This is a genomic window from Stenotrophomonas sp. OVS01A, from assembly GCF_019969775.1.
Taxonomy (GTDB): domain Bacteria; phylum Pseudomonadota; class Gammaproteobacteria; order Xanthomonadales; family Xanthomonadaceae; genus Stenotrophomonas; species Stenotrophomonas indicatrix.
Genome location: NZ_JAHXYV010000001.1, coordinates 1,342,953 through 1,366,315, shown reverse-complemented (window position 1 = coordinate 1,366,315; position 23,363 = coordinate 1,342,953). Strand labels below are relative to the sequence as shown.

Genomic DNA, 23,363 nt, shown 5'->3' with positions numbered 1-23,363 from the left:
ACCCGACGGAATTCCGTCACCACCCTCCCCGGCCGCTCCGGCACACCCCTTGCATATCCCGGTGAAGCAACCCTCAGGAGCTTCACCCCGTGGCCGCAGCCGCTGACAAAACCAAGAAGACCGCCGACAAGGACAAGACCGCCAAGCCGCGCAGTCCGATCCTGATCACCGCCCTGGTCGCCATACTGGCCGCCGGTGCCGCCGGTGGCGGCGTCTGGTTCTTCACCCAGTCCAAGCACGAAGACAAGGCCGCGCAGGCGCCGAAGAAGACCACCACCCCGGCCCCGGCCCAGTACTTCGCGCTGGAACCGGCATTCGTGGTCAACCTCAACGGCTCGATCGACGGCCCGCGCTACCTGCAGGTGGAAGTGCAGCTGATGACCCGCGATCCGGCCGCGGTGGAAGCGATCAAGACCCATGCCCCGGCCATCCGCGCGCGCCTGCTGATGCTGTTCTCGCAGGTCAGCCCGCAGCAGATCGCCGACATCGCCGGCAAGCAGAAGCTGCAGGCCGATTCGCTGGCCGAAGTGCAGAAGGTGCTGAAGGCCGAGACCGGCAGCAACGGTGCCGACGACCTGCTGTTCACCAGCTTCGTGACCCAGTAAGGGCTCCCCGATGAATGACCTGCTGTCCCAGGATGAGATCGATGCCCTGTTGCATGGCGTGGACAGTGGCGCGGTCGAAACCGAGCCGGACGCCCCCAGTGGCGAAGCACGCTCCTACGATTTCGCCAGCCAGGACCGCATCATCCGCGGTCGCATGCCGACCCTGGAAATGGTCCACGAGCGCTTTGCGCGCCTGTGGCGGATCGGCCTGTTCAACCTGATCCGGCGTTCGGCCGAACTGTCCGTGCGCGGCATCGAGCTGATCAAGTTCAACGACTACATGCACTCGCTGTATGTGCCGACCAACCTGAACCTGATCCGCTTCAAGCCACTGCGCGGTACCGGCCTGATCGTGTTCGAACCGACCCTGGTGTTCGCCATCGTCGACAACTTCTTCGGCGGCGACGGGCGCTACCCGACGCGTATCGAAGGCCGCGAGTTCACCGCCACCGAAATGCGGGTGATCCACCTGCTGCTGAAGCAGACCTTCGCCGACCTGCGTGAAGCGTGGGCACCGGTGATGGACGTGGAATTCGAGTACATCAACTCGGAGATCAACCCGCACTTCGCCAACATCGTGACGCCGCGCGAATACGTGGTGGTGTGCCGCCTGCATGTCGAACTCGACGGCGGTGGCGGTGACATCCACGTGACCCTGCCCTACTCGATGCTGGAGCCGATCCGCGAACTGCTCGACGCCGGCATCCAGAGCGACCGCAACGACCGCGACGAGAGCTGGGGCCGCACCCTGCGCGAGCAGCTCAACGTGGCCGAAGTGACCCTGTCCAGCGTACTGGCCAGCAAGCGCATGACCCTGCGCGACCTGACCCGGCTGAAGGTCGGCGACATCCTGCCGATCGACCTCAGCCCGCAGGTGCCGCTGTGCGTGGAGAACATCCCGGTGTTCACCGGTGAGTTCGGCGTCGCCAACGGCATGAACGCCGTAAAGATCACCGCTACCCATCCGCCGGGCACCCGTCCGCGCGTACCCGTCATCCAGGAAGACCCGCAATGAACGATATCGACGCCCTCGAACCGACCCCGGCCCAGTTCAGCAACCTGCAGGCCGATGAAGCGACCGGCCCGGATTTGAACCTGGACGTGATCCTCGATGTGCCGGTGACGCTGTCGCTGGAAGTCGGCCGCGCCCGCCTGCCGATCCGCAACCTGCTGCAGCTCAACCAGGGGTCGGTGGTAGAGCTGGAACGGGGTGCCGGCGAATCGCTGGACGTGTTCGTCAACGGCACGCTGATCGCCCATGGCGAAGTGGTGGTGATCAACGACCGCTTCGGCGTGCGCCTGACCGATGTGGTCAGCCCCAGCGAGCGGATCCGGAGACTGCGTTGAGCCTGCTCGCCACCACTCTGGCCGTCGCCAAGACGGCCCCGCAGATCGGCCAGCATGCGCCGGCCGCACCGAGCCTGTTCGGTGCGGTGCTGGCCCTGCTGGCAGTGCTGGCCCTGGTCATCGGCCTGGGCTGGCTGCTCAAGCGCCTGCCCGGCAGCGGCTTCCGCCCGGCCGAGGGCATGAAGCTGGTGGCGAGCCTGAATGTCGGCGCCAAGGAACGCGTGGTGGTGGTCGAGGTCAATGGTCAGCAACTGCTGTTGGGCGTCACCGCCGGCGGCATCAACGCCCTGCACACCCTGCCCGAACCGCTGCCACCGCCTGCGCCGGTACGCGTACCCGACCTGAAGAACCTGCCGAATTTCGCCCAGCTGCTGCAACAGCGGCTGCGCAAGGACCCCTGACATGCGTGTGACCCGTTCCCGTCTTGCCACCCTGCTGCCGTGGCTGAGCCTGATCGCCCTGTGCCTGCTGCCTGCGTTGGCGTTCGCCGCCCCGGGCGCGCCGACCACGCCGCTGCCGGACATCAACGTCGGCAAGATCGGCGGTGCGCCGGTCAGCCTGCCGTTGCAGACACTGCTGTTGATGACGGCGATCACCCTGATCCCGTCGATGCTGCTGGTGCTGACCTCCTTCACCCGCATCATCATCGTGCTGGGCCTGCTGCGGCAGGCGCTGGGCACCGGCCAGACGCCGTCCAACCAGGTCCTGCTGGGCCTGGCCTTGTTCCTCACCGCGATGATCATGCTGCCGACCTGGGACAAGGCCTGGAGCACCGGCATGGCGCCGTACCTCAATGGCGAGATCGACTTCCAGACTGCCTGGACGCTGACCACCACGCCGCTGCGCGCCTTCATGCTGGCGCAGATCCGCGAGACCGACCTGATGACCTTCGCCGGCATCGCCGGTCACGGCACCTACGCCAGCCCTGATGCGATTCCGTTCCCGGTACTGGTTGCGTCGTTCGTCACCAGCGAACTGAAGACCGCCTTCGAGATCGGCTTCCTGATCTTCATCCCGTTCGTGATCATCGACCTGGTCGTGGCCAGCGTGCTGATGTCGATGGGCATGATGATGCTGTCGCCGATGCTGGTCTCTGCGCCGTTCAAGATCCTCCTGTTCGTGCTGGTCGATGGTTGGGTGCTGACCGTCGGCACGCTGGCGGCCAGCTTCAATCCGGCCTGATCCGAAGGTCAGCCGAGCATGGCTCGGCTCTACAGAGGCGACGCCGGGCAGTGCCGGCTGCCGCATTGACCACCGCCGGGCCTGGCCCGGCGCTACCGATGGAACCATGATGTCTCCCGAACTTGCCTTGACCGAACTGCGTGGTGGCCTGATTACCGTGCTCTGGGTGGCCGGCCCGCTGCTGCTGACCGTACTGGTGGTCGGCGTGGTGGTGGGCGTGGTGCAGGCGGCGACCCAGCTCAACGAGCCGACCATCGCCTTCGTTGCCAAGGCTGCGGCCCTCACAGCGGTGTTGTTTGCACTGGGCAGCCTGCTGATCGGCCATCTGGTCGAATTCACCACGCTGCTGTTCCAGCGCATCCCGCACCTGATCGGCTAGACGGACGCGCACGCAGATGGACGCCGCCACCCAGATGGCTGCCGACGGCCTGAATGCCTTCGGCATGATCGGCACCGTGCTGTGGACCATGCTGCGCATCGGCGCAGTGGCCATGGCAATGCCGATGATCGGTACCCGCGCGGTGCCCGGCCGGGTGCGGGTGATGCTGGCCGGCACGCTGGCCATTGCGTTGGCGCCGCTGCTGCCGCCGGTACCGGACTGGACCGGTTTCGACGCCGCTACCGTGCTGACCATCGCCCGCGAGCTGGCGATCGGCGTGGCCATCGGTTTCATGCTGCGGCTGGTGTTCGAGGCTGGCGCCATGGCCGGCGAACTGGTCGCCCAGGGCACCGGCCTGGCGTTTGCGCAGATGAGCGACCCGCTGCGCGGCGGCACCTCCGGTGTCATCGGCCAGTGGTTCTATCTGCTGTTCGGCCTGCTGTTCTTCACCGCCAACGGCCACCTGGCGCTGATCTCGCTGGTGGTGGACAGCTACCGCGCCCTGCCCATCGGCGCGCCCCTGCCCGACCCGCACGCGTTCTTCAGCATCGCCCCGACCTTCCTGCTGACCGTGCTGCGCGGTGCGTTGACCCTGGCCATCCCGCTGACCGTGGCGATGCTGGCGGTCAACCTGGCCTTCGGCGTGCTGGCCCGCGCCGCACCGGCGTTGAATCCGATCCAGCTGGGCCTGCCGGTCTCGCTGCTGCTGGGCCTGTTCCTGCTGACCCTGCTGGTCGGTGAAATGGGGCCGCCGGTGCAGCGCCTGTTCGATGCTGCCTTCCAGGCGGCCGGTGCGGTGACCCGCTGACGTGGTCGTCACGTTCTGCTGCTTGCCGTCCCCCCCGGTGCCCGCGTTAGAGTGAATGCGCAGCGACCGGGGGGACGCTGCAACCGGCGGCTCTGGTCGCCCGCCTTGCGCATGCCCCACCGTAGTTTTTCCGTTGACAGGCAGGTCCGGGAGACTGACGAATGCTGGTAGGCACGTACAACCCGTGGCTGGTGGCGACCTCATTGCTGGTTGCCGTGATGGCGTCCTACACCGCACTGGCGATGGCCGGGCGCACCGTCACCGCGCCCGGCAAGGGCGCGACCTGGTGGTGGCGCCTGGGCGGCGGCTTTGCGATGGGGCTGGGCATCTGGTCGATGCACTTCATCGGCATGCTCGCCTTCGACCTGCCCATTCCACTGGGCTACGACCTGCCCATCACCCTGCTGTCGCTGGCACTGGCGATCGGCTCGTCGGTGTTCGCGCTCTGGCTGGTATCGCTGCGCACCCTGCCCCATCCCCGCCTGGCCGGCGGTGCGCTGCTGATGGGCAGCGGCATCGCCAGCATGCACTACGTGGGCATGGCCGCGATGCGCATGCAACCGGGCATCGACTACCAGCCGGTGTGGCTGCTGCTGTCGCTGCTGGTCGCCGTGGCCGCGTCGTGGACTGCCTTGTACGTGGCCTTCCGCCTGCGCGCACAGCACACCCGCATCGGCGACCGCCTGGCCGCCGCCGGCCTGCTCGGCCTGGCCATCGTCGGCATGCACTACACCGGCATGGCCGCCGCCCGCTTCCCGGAAGGCAGCGTCTGCGGCGCAGCGGTGGGCGATGGCCTGCAGAACAACTGGCTGGCGATGCTGGTGGTGGTCCTGACCGTGGCGATCCTGGCGGTGGTGCTGGTGGTGTCCTGGCTGGACCAGCGGGTGGAGGCGCAGCTGTTGCGCCTGCGCAATTCGCTGCTCAGCACCTCCTTGACCGACGCCCAGCAGGAACTGACCCAGGCCGCGCTGCACGACCCGCTCACCCGCCTGCCGAACCGGCTGCTGCTGCAGCGGCGCATCCTGCAGGCCCTGGCCGAGGCCGAACAGGGCGGCAGCCGCTTCGCGGTGATGTTCATGGATCTGGATGGCTTCAAGCAGGTCAACGATGCCTATGGCCACCAGGCCGGCGATGCGCTGCTGGTGGCCGTGGCAGAACGCACCCGCCAGCTGCTGCGGCCGCACGACATGCTGGCACGGCTGGGCGGCGACGAATTCGTGCTGGTGGTGCGCATCGAACAGGACGAGGACCTGCCGACCCTGGCCCGGCGCATCCTGCAGGCGGTGGGCAGCGGCCCGCTGCTGCCGGACCACGAGCTGCAGGTGAGCGCCAGCATCGGCATCGCGATCTGCCCCGACCATGCCGCCAGCGAACGCCAGCTGATGGCCTTCGCCGATGCCGCGATGTACCAGGCCAAGGAGTCGGGCCGCAATGCGTTCGTGCTGTTCGCCGACTGGATGAACGACAGCGCCGAGCAGCAGTTCCGCCTGCTGGCCGACCTGCGCCGCGCGATCGGCAGCGAGCAGCTGTTCCTGCATTACCAGCCGAAGATCCGCGTGGCTACGCAGAAGGTGGCTGGCGCCGAAGCGCTCATCCGCTGGCGTCATCCGGAACAGGGCCTGATTCCGCCGGACCGCTTCATCCGCCTGGCCGAGCGCAGTGGCGCGATCAACGAGATCGGCCGCTGGGCGCTGGACCAGGCCTGCCAGCAGCTGCGCCACTGGCACGATGCCGGCCATGAAAGCTGGACGATGTCGGTGAACCTGTCACCGGTGCAGTTCAGTTCGCCGCACCTGCTGCAGGACGTGCGCGAGGTGATCGAGCGCTACGCGATCGCCCCGCGCAACCTGGTGCTGGAGATCACCGAAAGTACGGTGATGCGCGATACCGATACCAGCCTGCGCCTGCTGCAGAGTTTCTCCGCCCTGGGCGTGGGCATCTCGATCGATGATTTCGGCACCGGCTACTCCAGCCTGCTGTACCTCAAGCGCCTGCCGGCCACCGAAATCAAGATCGACCACGCATTCGTGCGCGACCTGGAACACAGCGCCGAAGACGTGGTGATCGTGTCGGCCATCGTTGCGCTGGGCCATGCGCTGGACATGGACATCGTGGCCGAGGGCGTGGAGACCGCCGCGCAGCGCGCCTACCTGGAGCGCCTCGGCTGCGACTACCTGCAGGGCTTCCTGCTGGGCCGGCCAGTGGACGCGGCCCGCTTCATGCAGCTGCACGACCTGCCGCGGCCACGGGTGGAACTGGCGCAGAGCCCGCAGGACCGGCCCCCGGGGTAGCGCCGGGCCATGCCCGGCGGATGCAATGATCCAGGCTGCCCGCTCGCCGGGCATGGCCCGGCGCTACCGGTACCTGCTCCGGCAGGCGCCAACTGCGGTTGGCACATGCACCCGTAACGGAACGAATCTTGCACGCACTCCGGCATCCCCTGCTGCAGTGCCTGTGATGTCCGAGAACGAATCCGCCGGCGAAAAAACCGAACAACCGACAGAAAAACGCCTGCGCGACGCCCGCGAACAGGGCAACCTGCCGCGCTCGCGTGAACTGGGCACGGCCGCCGTGTTCGGCGCCGGGGTGATCGCGGTGATGGCCATGAGCGGCTCGATGGCCAGCGGCGCCAGCGCCTGGATGCGCCATGCGCTCAGCCCCGAACAGAGCCTGCGCCAGCACCCGAAGGCGCTGTTCGGCCACTTCGGCGACCTGCTGCTGCAGCTGATGTGGGTGATCGCCCCGCTGGTGCTGGTCTGCCTGCTGGCCAGTTTCCTGGCGCCGGTGGTGATGGGCGGCCTGCGCTGGTCGGCCAAGGCGATGATGCCCGACATCAACCGCATGAACCCGATGAGCGGGCTCAAGCGCCTGTATGGCCCCGAAGCCATCGCCGAGTTCATCAAGTCGCTGCTGCGGGTGGCCTTCGTCGGCGTCGCCGCCGGCATGGTCGTATGGACCAGCTTCAACACCCTGCGCGGGCTGATCCACCAGCCGCTGGAAACCGCCATCGGCGACGGACTGGGCTTCACCCTGCGGCTGCTGCTGGCCACCGCCGGGGCGATGCTGGTGCTGGCCGCCATCGACGCGCCGTACCAGCGCTGGAACTGGATGCGCAAGCTGAAGATGACCCGCGAGGAGCTGCGCCGGGAGATGAAGGAAAGCGAAGGCAGCCCGGAAGTGAAGGGCCGCATCCGCCAGCTGCAGCAGCAGATGGCCAACCGCCGGATGATGGAGGCGGTCCCCACTGCCGACGTGGTGGTGGTCAACCCCACCCACTACGCGGTGGCCCTGAAGTACGAAGGCGGGGCCATGAATGCCCCCACCGTGGTCGCCCTGGGCGTGGATGAAACCGCCCTGCGCATCCGTGAAGTGGCCGACGGCAACAAGGTCGCCATCGTCTCTGCCCCGCCTTTGGCACGCGCCTTGTATCGGGAAGGCCAACTCGGCAAGGAAATCCCCGTGAGACTGTATTCAGCCGTCGCCCAGGTCCTCTCTTACGTCTACCAGCTGCGCAGCTGGCGGACCGGCCCGATGCCGTCCACGCCGCACATCCAGGTTGATGAGTTCGGCAACGGGGGCCGTCCATGAGCGCCCAGGCATCCAGCTTCAATACCCGCCGCGCGCTTGAAATGATCCGCCAGGGCCTTGGCGCGCCGCTGATCGTGCTGGCCCTGCTGGCCATGGTCGTGGTGCCGCTGGCCGCGCCGGTGCTCGACGCACTGTTCACCTTCAACATCGCCATCTCGCTGATGGTGCTGCTGGCAGTGGTCTACGTGAAGCGCCCGCTGGACTTCACCATCTTCCCGATCGTGCTGCTGATCACCACCATGCTGCGGCTGGCGCTGAACGTGGCCTCCACCCGCGTGATCCTGCTCAACGGCCAGAACGGCCACGAAGCGGCCGGCAAGGTGATCGCCGCATTCGGTGAGTTCGTGATCGGCGGCAACTACGCCGTCGGCATCGTGGTGTTCGCGATCCTGACCATCATCAATTTCGTGGTCATCACCAAGGGCGCCGGCCGCGTCTCGGAAGTGACCGCGCGCTTCATCCTTGACGCCATGCCCGGCAAGCAGATGGCGATCGACGCCGACCTCAACGCCGGTTTGCTGACGCGCGAGGAAGCCAAGCTGCGCCGCGAGGAAGTACGCGAGGAAGCCGACTTCTACGGTGCGATGGACGGTGCCAGCAAGTTCATCCGCGGCGACGCGATCGCCGGCATCCTGATCCTGTTCATCAACATGCTGGGCGGCCTGGCCGTGGGCGTGCTGCAGCATGGCATGCCGTTCGGCGATGCCGCCGCCACCTACACCCTGCTGTCGATCGGTGACGGCCTGGTGGCGCAGCTGCCGGCGCTGCTGGTCTCCAGCGCGGTGGCGATGCTGGTTACCCGTGCCTCGCGCTCGCAGGACATGGCGCAGGCGATGACCGGCCAGGTGTTCGGCCAGTACCGTGCGCTGGCCATCACCGCCGGCATCCTCGGCGTGGTCGGCCTGGTGCCGGGCATGCCCAACGTCGCTTTCCTGACGCTGGCGGCCATCCTCGGCTTCATCGCCTGGAAGGTGTACCGCAAGGGCCTGGTGCCGGCGCAGGCCGACACCGCTGCAGGCGACACCAACGCACTGAACGCGCTGGGCCGCCCCGCTGCCCCCGCACCCACCGCGGAACTGAGCTGGGACGAGCTGCGCCCGGTCGATCCGCTGGGCCTGGAAGTGGGCTATCGATTGATTTCGCTGGTGGACAGCAACCAGGGCGGCGAGCTGATGCCGCGCATCAAGGGCGTGCGCCGCAAGCTGACCCAGGACGTCGGCTTCCTGATTCCCTCGGTCCACATCCGCGACAACCTGGAACTGCCGGCCAACGGCTACCGGGTACTGGTGCATGGCGTGCCGGTGGCCACTGCCGAGATCCATCCCGACCGCGAACTGGCGCTGGACCCGGGCAGTGCCCTCGGTCCGCTGGAAGGCATCGCCGGCAAGGACCCGGCCTTCGGACTGGACGCGACCTGGATCCAGCCACACCAGCGCGCCCAGGCCGAAACCCTGGGCTATACCGTGGTCGACCCGGCCACGGTGGTGGCCACCCACCTTTCGCACCTGATCCGCGAGCACGCACCGGAACTGCTCGGCCACGAGGAAGTGCAGCACCTGCTGGCCAACCTGGCCAAGAGCGCGCCCAAGCTCGTCGAAGATCTGACGCCGAAGGCGCTGCCGCTGTCGGCGGTGGTGCGCGTGCTGCAGAACCTGCTGGTCGAGCGCATTCCGATCCGCCAGCTGCGCAAGATCGCCGAAGCACTGGTCGAACACGCCCCGCACAGCCAGGACCCGGCCACGCTGACCGCCGCCGTGCGCACCGCACTGGGCCGCTTCATCGTGCAGGAGATCGCCGGAATGTCGGCGGAGCTGCCGGTGTTCACCCTCAACCCGCAATTGGAACGTGTCTTGCAGGAGTCCACGCAGGGCAACGGCGCCGCGCTGGAACCCGGACTCGCTGAGCGACTGCACCAGAGCCTGGCCGAATGTGTCAGCAAGCAGGAAGCCCGCAACGAGCCCGCGGTGGTGCTGGTACCTGGCCCGGTGCGAGCCGCGCTGGCCCGCCTGGTCCGCCACAGCGTTCCGTCGCTGTCGGTCCTGGCGTACAGCGAGGTGCCGGAGGACAAGCGCCTGAAGCTGGTCGGAACGATCAGCTGACGCCGCCCTGCAGCGCGCCAGAAAACAGACACCACTTTCAAACACCCGCAACAGACAGATTCCAAGGGGAACCCGAACCGTGCAGACCACCGACCATCCGCGTTCTCCGACCGCCACTCCGCCGACTTCGTCCCGTGACCACAGCATGAAAATCAAACGATTCGTCGCCGCCGACATGCGCTCGGCTATGAACCTGGTGCGCAAGGAACATGGTCCTGATGCCGTGATCCTGTCCAACCGCCGGATCGAGGAAGGCATCGAGATCGTGGCCGCCGCCAACTACGATGAGAGCGCCGTGCAGCGCGCCCTGGAAGCGTCGCGCCGCGACGTGGCACCGCCGCCCGCGCCGAAGCCGCGTAGCGCCGCCGACGCAGTGATCGCCGCAGTCACCCGCCGCCGTAGCAGCACCCCGGCACCGGAGCCGGTGGCCGCCACCACCTCGGCCGTTGCCGCCCTCGCCCGCGCCGCCGTCGGCGCTACCGGCCGCACCCTGGACAGCGCCGACGAGATCGTGCCGACGCGTGGCAGCACCGGCTTCGCCGCCACCCTGGCGCGCGCCGCCGTCAATGAATCGACGCTGCCGGAACAGATCTTCGCCCCGTTCGCCGACGCCATCGTGGCGCCCTCACCCTCGCCTGCGGCAGCCGCGCCGGTGAACCGCGCCCGCTTCCAGATCGACCCGCCGCTGGAAGACAGCGCGCAGATGCCGGCAGTGACGCCGCCGCCGTTGCCGGTTGCCCTCCAGGCCACCACGGCACCCGAAGACGAAGCCTCACACGCGCAGGTTGCCGTGCAGCCGACCGAGGCTGCACCGGCACCGATGCCGGCGCTGGCGCCAGCACCCGCGCTGACCCTGGTCGCCGATGACGCCGAGATCCGCCACCTGCGCCAGGAAGTGGCCGGCATGCGCCAGGTGATCGAGCGCGAGATGAACCGCTTCACCGACGAGCGCCTGCGCGGCAGCCCGGTGCGTGCCACCGCGCTGGACCTGATGGACGAGTACGGCTTCGACGCCGGCATCGCCCGCGACGTGGCCATGCAGATCCCGCTGGAAACCGAAGCGCATCGCGGCCGCGGCCTGATGCTGGGGCTGATCTCGCGCAAGCTGCCGATCGCCCCGGTCGATCCGATGGAGGAAGGCGGCGTGATCGCCCTGGTCGGCCCGACCGGCGCCGGCAAGACCACCACCATCGCCAAGCTGGCCTCGCGCTTCGCCGAAGCCCATGCCGCCCGCGACGTCGCCCTGGTCACCACCGATACGATGCGCATCGGCGCCCGCGAACAGCTGTACGGCTACGGCCGCCAGCTCGGCATCGCCGTGCACGAGGCCAACAGCGGCACCGACCTGGACCAGCTGCTGGAACGCCTGAAGGACTACAAGCTGGTGCTGATCGACACCGCCGGCCTGGGCCCGCGCGACCGTGCGCTGGCCGCCCAGCTGCAGTGGCTGCGCGCCGCCCGCCAAGTCCGCACCCTGCTGGTACTGCCGGCCAACACCAGCTTCGGCGACATGGACGAAGTGGTCCGCCGCTTCGGCGCGGCCAACCTGCAGGGCCTGGTGCTGAGCAAGCTGGACGAGACCGGCCGCTTCGGCAACGCCCTGTCGGTGGCGGTGGACCACAAGCTGCCGATCACCTGGGTGACCGATGGCCAGGACGTCCCGGACGACCTGCACCGGGCCAGTGCAGCCAATCTTGTACTTCGCCTTGAAGATTTGCGCCGCGCGGCCGATATGCCCTGCAACCCGGAGTTGAACCATGCCGTCGCGTGAGTACGCCAAGCTGACCACCACCTTCCCGCTGACGGCGACCCGCAGCGAGCCGCTCGGCCCTGTGCGCACGATTGCCGTGACCGGCGGCAAGGGCGGCGTCGGCAAGACCAACGTATCGGCCAACCTGGCCGTGGCGCTTGCGGGAATGGGCAAACGCACCCTGTTGCTGGACGCCGACCTGGGCCTGGCCAACATCGACGTGATCCTGGGCCTGAGCCCCACCAACACCCTGGCCGACCTGGTCGCTGGCCGCTGCAGCCTGGATGACGTGATCATCGAAGGCCCGAACGGCGTGCTGGTGGTACCGGCTGCGTCCGGCCGCCGGCACATGGCCGAGCTGGCCCCGGCCGAGCATGTCGGCCTGGTCAACGTGTTCTCCGAACTGGAGCGCGAGCTGGACATCATGGTGGTGGACACCGCCGCCGGCATCACCGATGGCGTGCTGACCTTCTGCCAGGCCGCGCAGGACACCGTGGTGGTGGTCTGTGATGAACCGGCCTCGATCACCGACGCCTATGCGCTGATCAAGGTGCTGTCACGCGAACGTGGCGTGGACCGCATCCAGGTGGTGGCCAACATGGTGCGCGACCCCAACGAAGGCCGCGTGCTGTACGAGAAGCTGACCCGCGTCTGCGAGAAATTCCTCGCCGATGTCTCGCTGAACTACCTCGGCTGCGTGCCGCAGGACGACTGGCTGCGCCTGTCGGTGCAGCGCCAGCAGCCGGTGGTGAAGGCCTATCCGTCCAGCCCGTCGGCACTGGCGATCACCGAGATCGCCCGCCGCACCGCCCGCTGGCAGGCACCGACCGAGCCGCGCGGTGGCGTCGAGTTCTTCCTCGAACGCATCATCAAGCAGCGCGGGGTGGCAGCATGAAAGGCGCCGCCCAGTACAGAGAGGTCCAGCGCACGGCGGCCAACGAGGTCATCGCCCAGCACTCGGACCTGGTGCGGCGCATCGCCCACCATCTGGCCGCACGCCTGCCGGCCAGCGTTGAGGTGGACGACCTGATCCAGGCCGGCATGATGGGCCTGATCGAAGCCTCGCGCAGCTACGACGCCGACCAGGGTGCCTCGTTCGAGACCTACGCCTCGATCCGCATCCGCGGTTCGATGATCGATGAGATCCGTCGTGGCGACTGGGTACCGCGTTCGGTGCACCGCCGTGCACGTGACGCTGCGGCCACCATCCGCCGCCTGGAGCAGAGCACCGGCCGCGCCGCCAGCGCCACCGAAGTGGCCGCGGCGATGGAGATGCCGCTGCCCGAGTACCTGCGCCTGATGGAGGACGCCTCGCGCGGCCAGGTACTGAGCCTGGAGTCGCGCATTGAAGACCAGGGCGAGCTGGACACCGTCGCCCAGGGCGGCCCGACCCCGCAGCAGGTGCTGGAGCGCGGTGAATTCGGCCGCGAGCTGGGCAATGCCATCGGCCACCTGCCCGAGCGCGAACAGCTGGTGCTGTCGCTCTACTACGAGCAGGAACTGAACCTGAAAGAGATCGGCGCAGTGCTCGGCGTGAGCGAGTCGCGGGTCTGCCAGATCCACGGCCAGGCGGTCCTGCGCCTGCGTGGCCGACTGAAGATTTTCGAGGCGGCCGACGCCGGCCTCGAGAGCTGATCAACAAAGGAACTCTGCTTTGAACAAGAACATGCGCATCCTGATCGTCGACGACTTCTCGACCATGCGTCGTATCGTCAAGAACCTGCTGGGCGATCTGGGCTTCACCAATACCGCCGAAGCCGAGGACGGGCATGCCGCGCTGTCGCTGCTGCAGAGCCAGCCGTTCGACTTCGTGGTCACCGACTGGAACATGCCGGTGATGACCGGCATCGAACTGCTCAAGGCCATCCGTGCCGATGCCAAGCTGAAGACCCTGCCGGTGCTGATGGTGACTGCCGAAGCCAAGCGCGAGCAGATCATCGAAGCGGCGCAGAACGGCGTGAACGGTTACATCATCAAGCCGTTCACCGCACAGACGCTGGAAGAGAAGCTCGGCAAGATCTTCGAACGCCTGGCGGCCAGCGCTTGATGGATACCACGGTCGACAAGAGCGCCCTCGCCCTGCGCCTGCAGGAAGCCCTGGATGCACTGGAATCCGGCGACGAGGCGGCATGGCGCAAGCGCATCGACGGCCTGGTCGCGCTGCGCACCCAGCCGATGATGAGCGGCCTTTCGCGGCTGGCCCGCGAGCTGGGCCAGGCGCTGGGCGAACTGCCGACCGTGCCCGATGAAGCCGGCGAGCTGGACGATGCCTGCGCGCGCCTGGACCACGTGGTGGCGATGACCGAACAGGCCACCCACCGCACCCTGGACCTGGCCGAAGAGTGCCGCAGCCTGACCGAACAGCTGCGCGCCGACGGCCTGCAGCCGGGCCAGGACGTGCAGCTCGACCGCATCCGCCACAACCTCACCGAGATCGCCCTGACCCAGAGCTACCAGGACCTGACCGGGCAGATCATCCGTCGCGTGGTGGGCATCGTCCGCCGCGTGCACGAAGGCTTCGGCGCGCTCGGCCTGCCGCCGGAGCAGCATCGCACCGATCCGGAACTGGCTGGGCCGGCACTGAAGGGACTGGACCGCCATGCGGTCTCGCAGAACGACGCCGACGACCTGTTGTCGGATCTGGGGCTGTAACCATGGGCGCAGTAGCCGACGACATCACTGCCGATTTCATCATCGAGGCCCAGGAGATCCTGGATCGCCTCGGCGAACAGCTGGTGTCGCTGGAACAGGCACCGCAGGACAATGAACAGCTCAACGCGGTGTTCCGCGGCTACCACACGCTGAAGGGCGGCGCAGGTTTCCTCGGCATCACCGCAATGGTCGAGCTGTGCCACGCCGCCGAGGAAGCGCTGGGCGCCGCACGCGCCGGCCAGGCCGTCCTGCAGGCGCATCACTTCGATGCCGCCCAGCAGTCACTGGATTACCTGCAATCGATGCTTGACGCGGTGTCTTCGGGCACCGAGCCGGGCTTTGCCCCGCCCGAACTGGTCGCCCAGTTCGACGTGCATGGCGGCGGCGCTGCCGCGCCTGCGGCCGCGACGCCGGGTGCGGGCGGCGGCGACCTGATCACCGACGACGAATTCGAGGCCCTGCTCGACCAGCTGCATGGCGGCAAGGCGCCGACAACCGTGGCGGCGGCGAAGAAGGCCGACGACATGATCAGCGAGGACGAGTTCGAGGCATTGCTCGACCAGCTGCATGGCGGCGCCGCCCCGGGCAGCAACACCACCGCGGCGGCTGTTGCGGCACCGGCACCGCGACCGGCGCCCTCGCCGGCCCCGCCCGCTGCCAAGCCCGCACCCAACAAGCCTGTCGCCGAAGCCGAACACACCGTGCGCGTGGACACCAAGCGCCTGGACGCCATCGTCAACCTGATCGGCGAACTGGTGCTGTCACGAAACCGGTTGAAGACGCTGCGCGCGCGCCTGCGCGATGAAGAGCTGGACCGCGCCGTGTCCACGCTGGATATCGCCACCGCCCGCCTGCAGTCGGCGGTGATGCGCACCCGCATGCAGCCGGTCGGCAAGGTGTTCTCGCGCTTCCCGAAGGTGGCGCGCGACGTTGCGCGTTCGCTGAAGAAGGAAGTGGACCTGGAACTGATCGGCGCCGAAACCGAGCTCGACCGCAACCTGGTCGAAGCGTTGGCCGACCCGCTGGTGCACCTGGTCCGCAACGCCATCGACCATGGCGTGGAAATGCCTGACCTGCGCGAAGCGCAGGGCAAGCCGCGGATGGGTCACGTGCGCCTGTCGGCACAGCAGGAAGGCGACTACGTCAGCATCGAAGTGCAGGACGATGGCGCCGGCATCGATCCGGAAAAACTGCGCGCCAAGGCGCGCGAGAAGGGCCTGATCGATCCGGAAGCCGCCGCCCGCCTGAGCAGCGAGGAATGCCTGCACCTAGTGTTCCTGCCAGGGTTCTCGACCAAGCAGCAGGTCACCGACATTTCCGGCCGCGGCGTCGGCATGGACGTGGTGCAGTCGCGCATCCGCGAGCTGAGCGGGCAGATCCAGATCCAGTCGGAACTGGGCCGCGGCAGCCGTTTCATGATCCGCGTACCGCTGACCCTGGCGATCCTGCCGACCCTGCTGGTGCAGGCCGGCGAAGACGTCTACGCACTGCCGCTGGCCCGTGTGATGGAAGTGCTGCATGCGCCGCGCACCTCGTTGGGCTGGTTCGACGGCCGCGCCGTGCTCGACCGCCGCTCGCACACGCTGGCGCTGGTCGACCTGCGGCAATGGCTGGATGTGACGCCGGCCACCTCGCCCCTGCTGACCATCGTCGTGCTGCAGGCCGGTGAAGCACGCTTCGGGCTGGTGGTGGACCAGGTGCGCGGGCGTGAGGAAGTGGTCATCAAGCCACTGCCCAAGGCCCTGCGCGGCCTGCGTGGTTATGCCGGTGCAACCCTGATCGGCGATGGTCGCATGGCGCTGATCCTGGACGTGGACGGGCTGCGCTGAAGCCCGCCGGGCATGGCCCGGCGCTACCGGAAACGGCCCCGCAGGGTAGCGCCGGGCCATGCCCGGCGACCCCAAAACTGTGACTACCGTCTGTACACGACCTACCGGTGTCTCAAGTCCCATTCATACAAGCCGATACCGGACCCATGGATAGACTCAGCCTCATTGGACTTTTCCTCGCCCTGGCCTCGCTGGTCGGTGGCAGCATCCTCAAGGGCGCCGGCCTGGCGTCGTTGTGGTCGCCTGCGGCGTTCGTGATCGTCATCGTCGGCACCATCGCCGCCATCCTGCTGCACACCTCGCCAGCGGTGTTCAAGCACGCCTTCAAGATCGTGCGCTGGGTCGTGCGGCCGCCGCACAGCGACCGTCGCGAACTGATCCAGCAGATCGTGGAATGGAGCAACATCGCCCGCCGCCAGGGCCTGCTCGGCCTGGAATCGCAGGTGGAAGCGCAGCAGGACCCGTTCCTGCGCAAGGGCCTGCAGCTGCTGGTGGACGGCGTTGAACCCGAATCGATCCGGCACATGCTGGAGATCGAACTGGGCAGCCAGGAGCACCAGGACCAGGCCGCTGCCAAGGTGTTTGAAAGCATGGGCATCTATGCACCCACGCTGGGCATCATCGGCGCCGTGCTCGGCCTGATCGCGGTGATGAAGAACCTCGCCGACCCGAGCAAGCTCGGCCACGGCATCGCCGCCGCGTTCACCGCCACCATCTACGGCATCGCCTCGGCCAACCTGCTGTTCCTGCCCATCGCCGCCAAGCTGAAGGGCGTCATCGCCCATTCCAGCCGCGACCGCGAAATGGTCATCGAAGGCCTGATCTCGATTGCCCAGGGCGAGAACCCGCGCAACATCGAAACCAACCTCTCCGGCTTCCTGCACTGACATGGCCCGCCGCAAGCACCACGAAGAGCACGCCAATCACGAGGCATGGGCCATCCCCTATGCCGACCTGATGACGCTGCTGCTCGCCTTCTTCGTGGTCATGTACGCGATCTCCTCAGTCAACGAGGGCAAGTACCGGATCATGGCCGACGCCCTCACCGATGCCTTCGGTGGTGCGCCGCGCACCATCAATCCGGTGCAGGTGGGCAACAAGCAGGTGCAGGGCGGCGGCTGGGACAGCCCGTCGGTGATCAAGTCCGGCACCAAGATCGGGCCGTCCGCTCCCGCGCCCTCGCACGACCCCACCCTGCTGCCGGCGATGGCCTCGCAGATGCGCATGCCGGTGTCGGTGCACAACCAGGAACAGATCGCGCGTGCCGAGCGCCAGCTCAACAGCATCGCCGATCGCCTGACCGCCGCGCTGGCGCCACTGATCGACCGCGGCATGATCAGCGTGCGCCGCACCGAGCTGTGGATCGAAGTGGAGATCAACAGCGACATCCTGTTCCCGACCGGCTCGGCGGCGCTGGACGTGCATGCGCGCGACACCCTGGCCAGCCTGGCCGGTGTGCTGCGCGACGTGCCCAACAGCGTGCGCGTGGAAGGCCACACAGACAACATGCCGATTGCCACTGCCACCTTCCCGTCCAACTGGGAACTGTCGGCCGGGCGCGCGGCCAGCGTGGTGCATCTGTTTGCCGACCAGGGGCTGCAGCCGTCGCGGCTGGCGATGGTCGGCTACGGCCAGTTCCGCCCCCGCGAAGACAACGACAGCGCACAGGGCCGCAATCGCAACCGGCGGGTGATGGTCATCATCCTGGCCGACACCAGTCATTCGGTGGACCCGCTCGGCGAACGCCTGAATGCCGCCACCGGCACTGCCCGCGGCGCCAGCGAACAGGCCGCCGCAGCACCGGCCACCACCCCCACTTCCCCCATCGCACCGGTGCAGTTGCCACCGGTGCCGGCTGGCAGCCGTGTCGGCGCCGCCGTTCCCCCGGCAATGAAGGAGTAATCCGATGCGCATCTGGGCAGTCGCCAACCAGAAGGGCGGAGTCGGCAAGACCACCACCACCCTCGCCCTCGGTCGCGGCCTGGCCGCGCTCGGCCACCGCGTGCTGCTGATCGATCTCGATCCACATGCCTCGCTGACCCGCGCCTTCGGCGTGCCGATCGAGCCGGCACCGGCCGGCGTGCTGGAACTGTTCGCCGCACCGCCGGCCGACCTGTCCGCGCTCAGCCATGCCAGCAACATCGGCGGACTCGATTACGTGTGCGCGCAGGCCTCGCTGGCCACGCTGGAACGACGCAGCGCCAACCAGCCCGGCCTCGGCCTGGCCCTGCAGAACGCGCTTGCCCGCCACCAGGGCCAGCACGACTACATCCTGCTGGACTGCGCACCGACCCTGGGCCTGCTGATGATCAACGCACTGGCCGCGGCCGATCGGCTGATCATTCCCACCCAGGCCGAGCCGTTGGCCCTGCACGGCCTGGATGGCATGGTCCGCACCGGCGAGATGGTCGAGCGTTCGCGCCGCCGGCCGCTGCCGATCTCGATCCTGCCGACGCTGTTCGACCGCCGCACCCGCACCGGCAATGAATCGCTGCGCGCCATGCAGGACCGCCACGCGAGCCGCGTCTGGGAAGACGCGATTCCGATCGACACCCGCATCAGCAACGCGGCCGGCCTGACCCTGCCGAGCATCGGTGAGGACTACCCGGGACGCGGCCTGGCAGCCTATCGGCGTGCGTTGAACTGGATCCTCGGTGAGGACGCACGTGCCCTGGAGCAGGCGGCATGAACACCACCGGCATGCTGGACGACTATCTGGACGAACTGCTCGGCGACATTGCCGTCGCACCGGTCGCCACTGATGCCGCGCCACGCCCGACGAGCGCAGCAGCCGACGGCGAGCGCGAGCCGACCTGGGATGATCTGCCGGCCGAAGTGATCTACGAAACCGACGCCGTCGCAGTGGCCCCGGCCAACGACGATGCTTCGCTCGAAGCCGTATTCGACGCGGCTGCCACGCCTGCGGCCGACACCGGGCGCGAGCCGACCTGGGACGATCTGCCGGCCGAAGTGATCTACGAAACCGACGCCGTCGCAGTGGCCCCGGCCAATGATGATGCGGCGCTGGAAGCCGCCTTCGACGCCGTTGCCACGCCTGCGGCCGATACCGGGCGCGAGCCAACCTGGGACGATCTGCCGGCCGAAGTGATCTACGAAACCGACGCCGCCGCAACCGCTCCGGCCAATGATGATGCGGCCTTGGAGGCTGCTTTCGACGCCGCCAACGTGCCTGCGGTCGACACAGAGCGCGAGCCCACCTGGGATGACCTGCCGGCCGAGGTCGTCCATGAAACCGCGCCCGTGGCCACTGTCGCTGTCGCACCGCCCGCGCCGGAACCCACCTGGGATGACCTGCCGGACGAAGTGATCTACGAAACCGACGCCGCCGACAGCCTGGCGCACACCGACAGCCCCGGATTGCAGGCCGCCTTCGAAGCCGCCGCCGACGGCGAAGTGGTTGCTGACATCGCTGCGCCGGCCGTTGCCAAGGCCGCCGCGCGCCCCGCACCAGCACCGATGCCATCGATGACCCGCGCCGCTGTCGCACCGCCGCCGCAGTTCGCGGTGGACACCCCCTCCAGCAACCGCCCCGGTTCCTGGCAGGAGCTGCAGGCCCAGGCGCATCAGCCCGCCAGCAGCCCGCATCCGCAGAACCGCCGCGCCGGCGAACGCACGTCGCGCTGGCTGCGCCTGCGCTGTGGCACCCAGGCCTATGCGCTGGAACTGCTGAAGGTGCAGGAAGTGGTGCTGCCGGTGCCGTTGCTGCCACTGCGCGGCACTGCCCCGGAAATGCTCGGCATCATGAACCTGCGTGGCCAGGTGGTGCCGGTGATGGATCTCGGCCTGCACCTGGGCGCGGCCTCCGCCGAGGATGACGCGCAGACCCGCATCGTCGTGCTTGAGGAGAACGGCGAGACCCTGGGCCTGCGTGTGTCGGCCGTGGAGGACGTCGCCAACCTGACCGACTCGCAGATCGAGCCACCCGATACCGCCCGCATCTGCCAGATCTCCAATGAACTGTTCCGCGGCGTGGCCCGCATCAGCCAGCGGCCGATGATCCTGCTCGACGCCACGCAGCTGCTGGGGTGAATCCGTGCTCTGAATCGGCGCTTCGCGCCGATACCCCTAAAGAACCGCCCCACGGTGCCGTTATGAATGCTGGAACCGTTTGTCCGGAGCAACGATGAGCACTGTCGAACTGGGTGAGGATCTCGGCATCGAGAGCAGCACCGAGCTCAAGAACCGCCTTTCGCCCTTGGTGGCGGAAGCAGGCGAGCTGACCCTGGATGCAAGCCAGGTCGGCCGCATCCACACCGCCAGCGTGCAGGTGCTGTGCGCCTTCGTGCAGGCCCGCCGCGAGGCAGGCCTGGGCACCGGCTTCCACGGTTGCACTGCAACCTTCCGTGACGCTGCACGCCTGTTGGGCGTCACCCAGGCCCTGGGCCTGGACGTACCCCATGACAACCTGAAATCTGTGGAGAACGCTGCATGAGCGCACGTATCTTGGTGGTGGACGATTCGGCGTCGATGCGCCAGATGGTTTCCTTCGCCCTCACCTCGGCCGGTTTTGCCGTCGAAGAAGCTGAAGACGGCGCGGTCGCGCTCGGACGTGCCAAGGGCCAGCGCTTCAATGCGGTGGTCACCGACGTCAACATGCCGAACATGGACGGCATCGCGCTGATCCGCGAACTGCGCCAGCTGCCGGACTACAAGTTCACGCCGATGCTGATGCTGACCACCGAGTCGGCAGCGGACAAGAAGTCCGAAGGCAAGGCCGCCGGTGCCACCGGCTGGCTGGTCAAGCCGTTCAATCCCGAACAGCTGGTCGCCACCGTGCAGAAAGTGCTGGGCTGATCGCCCCGCACTGCTCCCCCTCTTCGCTTCCGGATCGCCACTGCCATGAGCATGGACCTGCAACGCTTCCACGCCACCTTCTTCGAGGAGAGCCGCGAAGGCCTCGACGCCATGGAGGCTGGCCTGCTGGCCCTGGAATCGGGACAACAGGACCCGGAGATCATCAACTCGGTGTTCCGTGCCGCCCACTCCATCAAGGGTGGCGCAGGCACGTTCGGCTTCGATGCCATCGCCGGGCTGACCCATGTGCTGGAAACGCTGCTCGATGAGCTGCGGGCCGGCAAGCGCGCACTGGAAGGCAACGCCGTCGATGCGATGCTGTCGTCGGTGGACGTACTGCGCGCCCTGTTGCGCGAGGCCGAGCACGGCCAGCCCGCCGATCCTGCAGCGGTTGCTGCGGTGAAGGCGCGCCTGGAAGCGGTGCTGTCCGGCCAGGCACCCGCCGCCGCTGCACCCGCTGCCGCCAGCAAGGTGGACGACACGCCGGAAGCCTGGCAGATCGGCTTCACCCCGGCGCCGTCACTGTTCATGAGTGGCAACGACCCGTTGCGCATCATCCGCGAACTGGAACACCTGGGTTCGCTGCAGGTGGCCGCGCGCATGGATCGCCTGCCCGGCTTCGCCCAGCTCGACCCGCTTGAAGCCCACCTGGCGTGGGACCTGGGCCTGGTCGGCAAGGTGCCGCGCAGCAAGATCGAAGACACCTTCGCCTGGGTGCTGGACGACTGCGAACTGGACATCCGTCCGGCCGCACCGCCGAGCCTGGCCACCCAGGCACCGGCCGCCGCGCCGGTCGCTGCCCCTGCGCCCGCCGCTGCCGCACCGACGGCCAGCACCGGGGCCAGCCAGGAAGCAGAAACCTCCATCCGTGTCAGCGTCGACAAGGTCGATGCACTGATCAACCTGGTCGGCGAACTGGTCATCACCCAGGCCATGCTCAAGCAGGTCTCGCACGCGCTGGACCCGGTGCATGCCGAGAGCCTGTTCGCCGGCCTGGACCTGCTTGAACGCAATACCCGTGACCTGCAGGAGGCTGTGATCGGCGTGCGCATGCTGCCGGTCGACGCAGTGTTCCGCCGCTTCCCGCGTCTGGTCCGCGACCTGTCCGGCCGCCTGGGCAAGCACGTGCGCCTGCGCACCATCGGCGAAGGCACCGAGCTGGACAAGGGCCTGATCGAGAAGATCGCCGATCCGCTGGTGCATCTGGTCCGCAATTCCATCGACCACGGCCTGGAAATGCCGGACGTGCGTCGCGATGCCGGCAAGGACGAGACCGGCACGATCACCCTGGCGGCCTCGCACCAGGGCGGTCATATCGTCATCGAAGTCAGCGACGACGGCCGCGGCCTCAACCGCGAGAAGATCCTGGCCAAGGCGCAGGAACGCGGCCTGGCCGTACCGGACAACCCCACCGACTCGCAGGTCTGGGACCTGATCTTCCAGCCCGGCTTCTCCACCGCCGACGCGGTCACCGACCTGTCCGGCCGTGGCGTGGGCATGGACGTGGTCCGCCGCAACATCCAGGCGCTCGGTGGCGAGGTGCAGATTGAAAGCGGCCTCGGCACCGGCACCCGTACGCTGATCCGGCTGCCGTTGACCCTGGCCATCCTCGACGGCATGACCGTGGCGGTGGCCGGCGAAACCCTGATCCTGCCGCTGGCCTACGTGCTTGAAGCACTGCAGCCGCAGCCTGACGACATCCGCAGCATGGCCGGCGAAGGCCGCGTGCTGCGCGTGCGTGGCGAATACCTGCCGATCCTGTCGCTGAGCGAGTACTACGGCTATGGCCAGCGTGCACCCGGCAGTGAATCGCTGGTGGTGGTGGTTGAAGGCGATGGCCAGAAGATCGCGCTGGAAGTGGACGAACTGGTCGGCCAGCAGCAGGTCGTGGTGAAGAACATCGAGAACAACTACCGCCGCATCGGCGGGGTCTCCGGTGCCACCATCCTCGGCGATGGCCGCGTTGCCCTGATCGTCGACATCGGCGGCCTGGTGCGTTCGCTGCGGGTGCCGCAGGCCGCCTGAGCTGCGCTACACGTTGTACCTGACCGCCGCCCTCCGGGGCGGCGGTTTTCGTTTGCGCGCGGGCGCAGGCAGCAATCGTACCCACGCGCAACGCGGCGGCGCCCGCAACTGTGAACTCCGTCGTCCTGCGTCGTGAACCTGATCGGGCGCATGGTTTCGCCTGAAACCACGCCGTCACGGCGAAAGCCCCGCCACTGCTTGCTTTCCGTTGGTTTCCCCTACGCCAGCGAATGTGACATCGGTCCATAAAGTACGGCGCAGCTGCGCCGCTATCTCGGGTTGAC

At 67.9% G+C, this 23,363-nt stretch carries 22 protein-coding genes and 1 pseudogene; all 23 read left to right on the top strand.

Features of this window, described 5'->3' with window-relative positions:
- Nucleotides 1-89: 89 nt before the first annotated feature.
- The 23 genes and pseudogenes from LC407_RS06505 (at nt 90) to LC407_RS06395 (ending at nt 23,079) form a co-directional block, all read left to right on the top strand.
- Nucleotides 90-605, top strand: a complete 516-nt coding sequence (locus tag LC407_RS06505; RefSeq protein WP_154880264.1) for a flagellar basal body-associated FliL family protein — start codon at nt 90-92, stop codon at nt 603-605.
- 10 nt (nt 606-615) lie between these two features.
- A complete protein-coding gene (fliM, locus tag LC407_RS06500) occupies nt 616-1,620 on the top strand; it encodes a flagellar motor switch protein FliM (protein ID WP_025878989.1) in 1,005 nt (334 codons plus the stop codon).
- The gene (gene fliN / locus LC407_RS06495) at nt 1,617-1,952 is read left to right on the top strand and encodes a flagellar motor switch protein FliN (protein ID WP_025878988.1); all 336 of its coding nucleotides are present in this window, start codon (nt 1,617-1,619) and stop codon (nt 1,950-1,952) included. Before fliM ends, fliN begins: the two co-directional genes overlap by 4 nt.
- Nucleotides 1,949-2,353: a flagellar biosynthetic protein FliO gene (fliO, locus tag LC407_RS06490; RefSeq protein WP_033831039.1), complete on the top strand. Its 405-nt coding sequence runs from the start codon at nt 1,949-1,951 to the stop codon at nt 2,351-2,353. Before fliN ends, fliO begins: the two co-directional genes overlap by 4 nt.
- A gap of 1 nt (nt 2,354) precedes the next feature.
- The gene (gene fliP, locus LC407_RS06485) at nt 2,355-3,134 is read left to right on the top strand and encodes a flagellar type III secretion system pore protein FliP (protein WP_025878986.1); all 780 of its coding nucleotides are present in this window, start codon (nt 2,355-2,357) and stop codon (nt 3,132-3,134) included.
- A 109-nt stretch (nt 3,135-3,243) separates the two neighbouring features.
- Entirely contained in the window at nt 3,244-3,513 is a 270-nt protein-coding gene (locus LC407_RS06480) for a flagellar biosynthetic protein FliQ (RefSeq protein ID WP_005413254.1), read from the top strand.
- A 16-nt stretch (nt 3,514-3,529) separates the two neighbouring features.
- Nucleotides 3,530-4,321 carry a flagellar biosynthetic protein FliR gene (gene fliR / locus LC407_RS06475; RefSeq protein ID WP_032974840.1) on the top strand — a complete coding sequence of 264 codons (792 nt, stop codon included), beginning with the start codon at nt 3,530-3,532 and terminating at the stop codon, nt 4,319-4,321.
- A gap of 161 nt (nt 4,322-4,482) precedes the next feature.
- Entirely contained in the window at nt 4,483-6,612 is a 2,130-nt protein-coding gene (locus tag LC407_RS06470; RefSeq protein ID WP_025878984.1) for a bifunctional diguanylate cyclase/phosphodiesterase, read from the top strand.
- Between the two features lie 166 nt (nt 6,613-6,778).
- Nucleotides 6,779-7,909 (top strand): flagellar biosynthesis protein FlhB, encoded by a 1,131-nt coding sequence (gene flhB / locus LC407_RS06465; RefSeq protein WP_033831035.1) that lies wholly within the window; start codon nt 6,779-6,781, stop codon nt 7,907-7,909.
- Nucleotides 7,906-10,008 (top strand): flagellar biosynthesis protein FlhA, encoded by a 2,103-nt coding sequence (gene flhA, locus LC407_RS06460; protein WP_059064124.1) that lies wholly within the window; start codon nt 7,906-7,908, stop codon nt 10,006-10,008. Before flhB ends, flhA begins: the two co-directional genes overlap by 4 nt.
- Nucleotides 10,009-10,153: 145 nt before the next feature.
- Nucleotides 10,154-11,779 (top strand): flagellar biosynthesis protein FlhF, encoded by a 1,626-nt coding sequence (gene flhF, locus LC407_RS06455; RefSeq protein ID WP_223482440.1) that lies wholly within the window; start codon nt 10,154-10,156, stop codon nt 11,777-11,779.
- Complete coding sequence (locus LC407_RS06450; protein WP_025878980.1) at nt 11,766-12,653, top strand: P-loop NTPase; 888 nt, start codon at nt 11,766-11,768, stop codon at nt 12,651-12,653. The genes flhF and LC407_RS06450 overlap by 14 nt, the downstream gene beginning before the upstream one ends.
- Complete coding sequence (locus LC407_RS06445) at nt 12,650-13,393, top strand: RNA polymerase sigma factor FliA (RefSeq protein WP_025878979.1); 744 nt, start codon at nt 12,650-12,652, stop codon at nt 13,391-13,393. The genes LC407_RS06450 and LC407_RS06445 overlap by 4 nt, the downstream gene beginning before the upstream one ends.
- Nucleotides 13,394-13,412: 19 nt before the next feature.
- Nucleotides 13,413-13,805 (top strand): chemotaxis response regulator CheY, encoded by a 393-nt coding sequence (gene cheY / locus LC407_RS06440; RefSeq protein ID WP_005413247.1) that lies wholly within the window; start codon nt 13,413-13,415, stop codon nt 13,803-13,805.
- The gene (locus LC407_RS06435) at nt 13,805-14,410 is read left to right on the top strand and encodes a protein phosphatase CheZ (RefSeq protein WP_223482439.1); all 606 of its coding nucleotides are present in this window, start codon (nt 13,805-13,807) and stop codon (nt 14,408-14,410) included. Before cheY ends, LC407_RS06435 begins: the two co-directional genes overlap by 1 nt.
- 2 nt (nt 14,411-14,412) lie before the next feature.
- Complete coding sequence (locus tag LC407_RS06430) at nt 14,413-16,239, top strand: chemotaxis protein CheA (protein ID WP_059064123.1); 1,827 nt, start codon at nt 14,413-14,415, stop codon at nt 16,237-16,239.
- Nucleotides 16,240-16,385: 146 nt separating this feature from the next.
- Nucleotides 16,386-17,126: a flagellar motor protein gene (locus LC407_RS06425; RefSeq protein ID WP_025878976.1), complete on the top strand. Its 741-nt coding sequence runs from the start codon at nt 16,386-16,388 to the stop codon at nt 17,124-17,126.
- Nucleotide 17,127: 1 nt separating this feature from the next.
- A pseudogene (gene motD, locus LC407_RS06420) lies at nt 17,128-17,994 on the top strand (flagellar motor protein MotD); the annotation flags it as partial.
- A 151-nt stretch (nt 17,995-18,145) separates the two neighbouring features.
- Nucleotides 18,146-18,928, top strand: a complete 783-nt coding sequence (locus LC407_RS06415; protein ID WP_059064121.1) for a ParA family protein — start codon at nt 18,146-18,148, stop codon at nt 18,926-18,928.
- Complete coding sequence (locus LC407_RS06410) at nt 18,925-20,289, top strand: chemotaxis protein CheW (protein WP_223482437.1); 1,365 nt, start codon at nt 18,925-18,927, stop codon at nt 20,287-20,289. Before LC407_RS06415 ends, LC407_RS06410 begins: the two co-directional genes overlap by 4 nt.
- A 94-nt stretch (nt 20,290-20,383) precedes the next feature.
- On the top strand, nt 20,384-20,692 hold the full coding sequence (locus tag LC407_RS06405; RefSeq protein ID WP_059064119.1) for an STAS domain-containing protein: 309 nt from the start codon (nt 20,384-20,386) through the stop codon (nt 20,690-20,692).
- A complete protein-coding gene (locus LC407_RS06400; protein WP_025878971.1) occupies nt 20,689-21,054 on the top strand; it encodes a response regulator in 366 nt (121 codons plus the stop codon). Before LC407_RS06405 ends, LC407_RS06400 begins: the two co-directional genes overlap by 4 nt.
- 45 nt (nt 21,055-21,099) lie before the next feature.
- A complete protein-coding gene (locus tag LC407_RS06395) occupies nt 21,100-23,079 on the top strand; it encodes a chemotaxis protein CheA (RefSeq protein WP_025878970.1) in 1,980 nt (659 codons plus the stop codon).
- Nucleotides 23,080-23,363: the final 284 nt, after the last annotated feature.

What these genes read in the sequence shown, in the direction of transcription:
- fliM (WP_025878989.1), top strand. Translation starts at nt 616, where the DNA reads ATGAATGACCTGCTGTCCCAGGATGAGATCGATGCCCTGTTGCATGGC.
- fliN (WP_025878988.1), top strand. Translation starts at nt 1,617, where the DNA reads ATGAACGATATCGACGCCCTCGAACCGACCCCGGCCCAGTTCAGCAAC.
- fliP (WP_025878986.1), top strand. Translation starts at nt 2,355, where the DNA reads ATGCGTGTGACCCGTTCCCGTCTTGCCACCCTGCTGCCGTGGCTGAGC.
- LC407_RS06480 (WP_005413254.1), top strand. Translation starts at nt 3,244, where the DNA reads ATGTCTCCCGAACTTGCCTTGACCGAACTGCGTGGTGGCCTGATTACC.
- fliR (WP_032974840.1), top strand. Translation starts at nt 3,530, where the DNA reads ATGGACGCCGCCACCCAGATGGCTGCCGACGGCCTGAATGCCTTCGGC.
- LC407_RS06470 (WP_025878984.1), top strand. Translation starts at nt 4,483, where the DNA reads ATGCTGGTAGGCACGTACAACCCGTGGCTGGTGGCGACCTCATTGCTG.
- flhB (WP_033831035.1), top strand. Translation starts at nt 6,779, where the DNA reads ATGTCCGAGAACGAATCCGCCGGCGAAAAAACCGAACAACCGACAGAA.
- flhA (WP_059064124.1), top strand. Translation starts at nt 7,906, where the DNA reads ATGAGCGCCCAGGCATCCAGCTTCAATACCCGCCGCGCGCTTGAAATG.
- flhF (WP_223482440.1), top strand. Translation starts at nt 10,154, where the DNA reads ATGAAAATCAAACGATTCGTCGCCGCCGACATGCGCTCGGCTATGAAC.
- LC407_RS06450 (WP_025878980.1), top strand. Translation starts at nt 11,766, where the DNA reads ATGCCGTCGCGTGAGTACGCCAAGCTGACCACCACCTTCCCGCTGACG.
- LC407_RS06445 (WP_025878979.1), top strand. Translation starts at nt 12,650, where the DNA reads ATGAAAGGCGCCGCCCAGTACAGAGAGGTCCAGCGCACGGCGGCCAAC.
- LC407_RS06435 (WP_223482439.1), top strand. Translation starts at nt 13,805, where the DNA reads ATGGATACCACGGTCGACAAGAGCGCCCTCGCCCTGCGCCTGCAGGAA.
- LC407_RS06430 (WP_059064123.1), top strand. Translation starts at nt 14,413, where the DNA reads ATGGGCGCAGTAGCCGACGACATCACTGCCGATTTCATCATCGAGGCC.
- LC407_RS06425 (WP_025878976.1), top strand. Translation starts at nt 16,386, where the DNA reads ATGGATAGACTCAGCCTCATTGGACTTTTCCTCGCCCTGGCCTCGCTG.
- LC407_RS06415 (WP_059064121.1), top strand. Translation starts at nt 18,146, where the DNA reads ATGCGCATCTGGGCAGTCGCCAACCAGAAGGGCGGAGTCGGCAAGACC.
- LC407_RS06410 (WP_223482437.1), top strand. Translation starts at nt 18,925, where the DNA reads ATGAACACCACCGGCATGCTGGACGACTATCTGGACGAACTGCTCGGC.
- LC407_RS06405 (WP_059064119.1), top strand. Translation starts at nt 20,384, where the DNA reads ATGAGCACTGTCGAACTGGGTGAGGATCTCGGCATCGAGAGCAGCACC.
- LC407_RS06400 (WP_025878971.1), top strand. Translation starts at nt 20,689, where the DNA reads ATGAGCGCACGTATCTTGGTGGTGGACGATTCGGCGTCGATGCGCCAG.
- LC407_RS06395 (WP_025878970.1), top strand. Translation starts at nt 21,100, where the DNA reads ATGAGCATGGACCTGCAACGCTTCCACGCCACCTTCTTCGAGGAGAGC.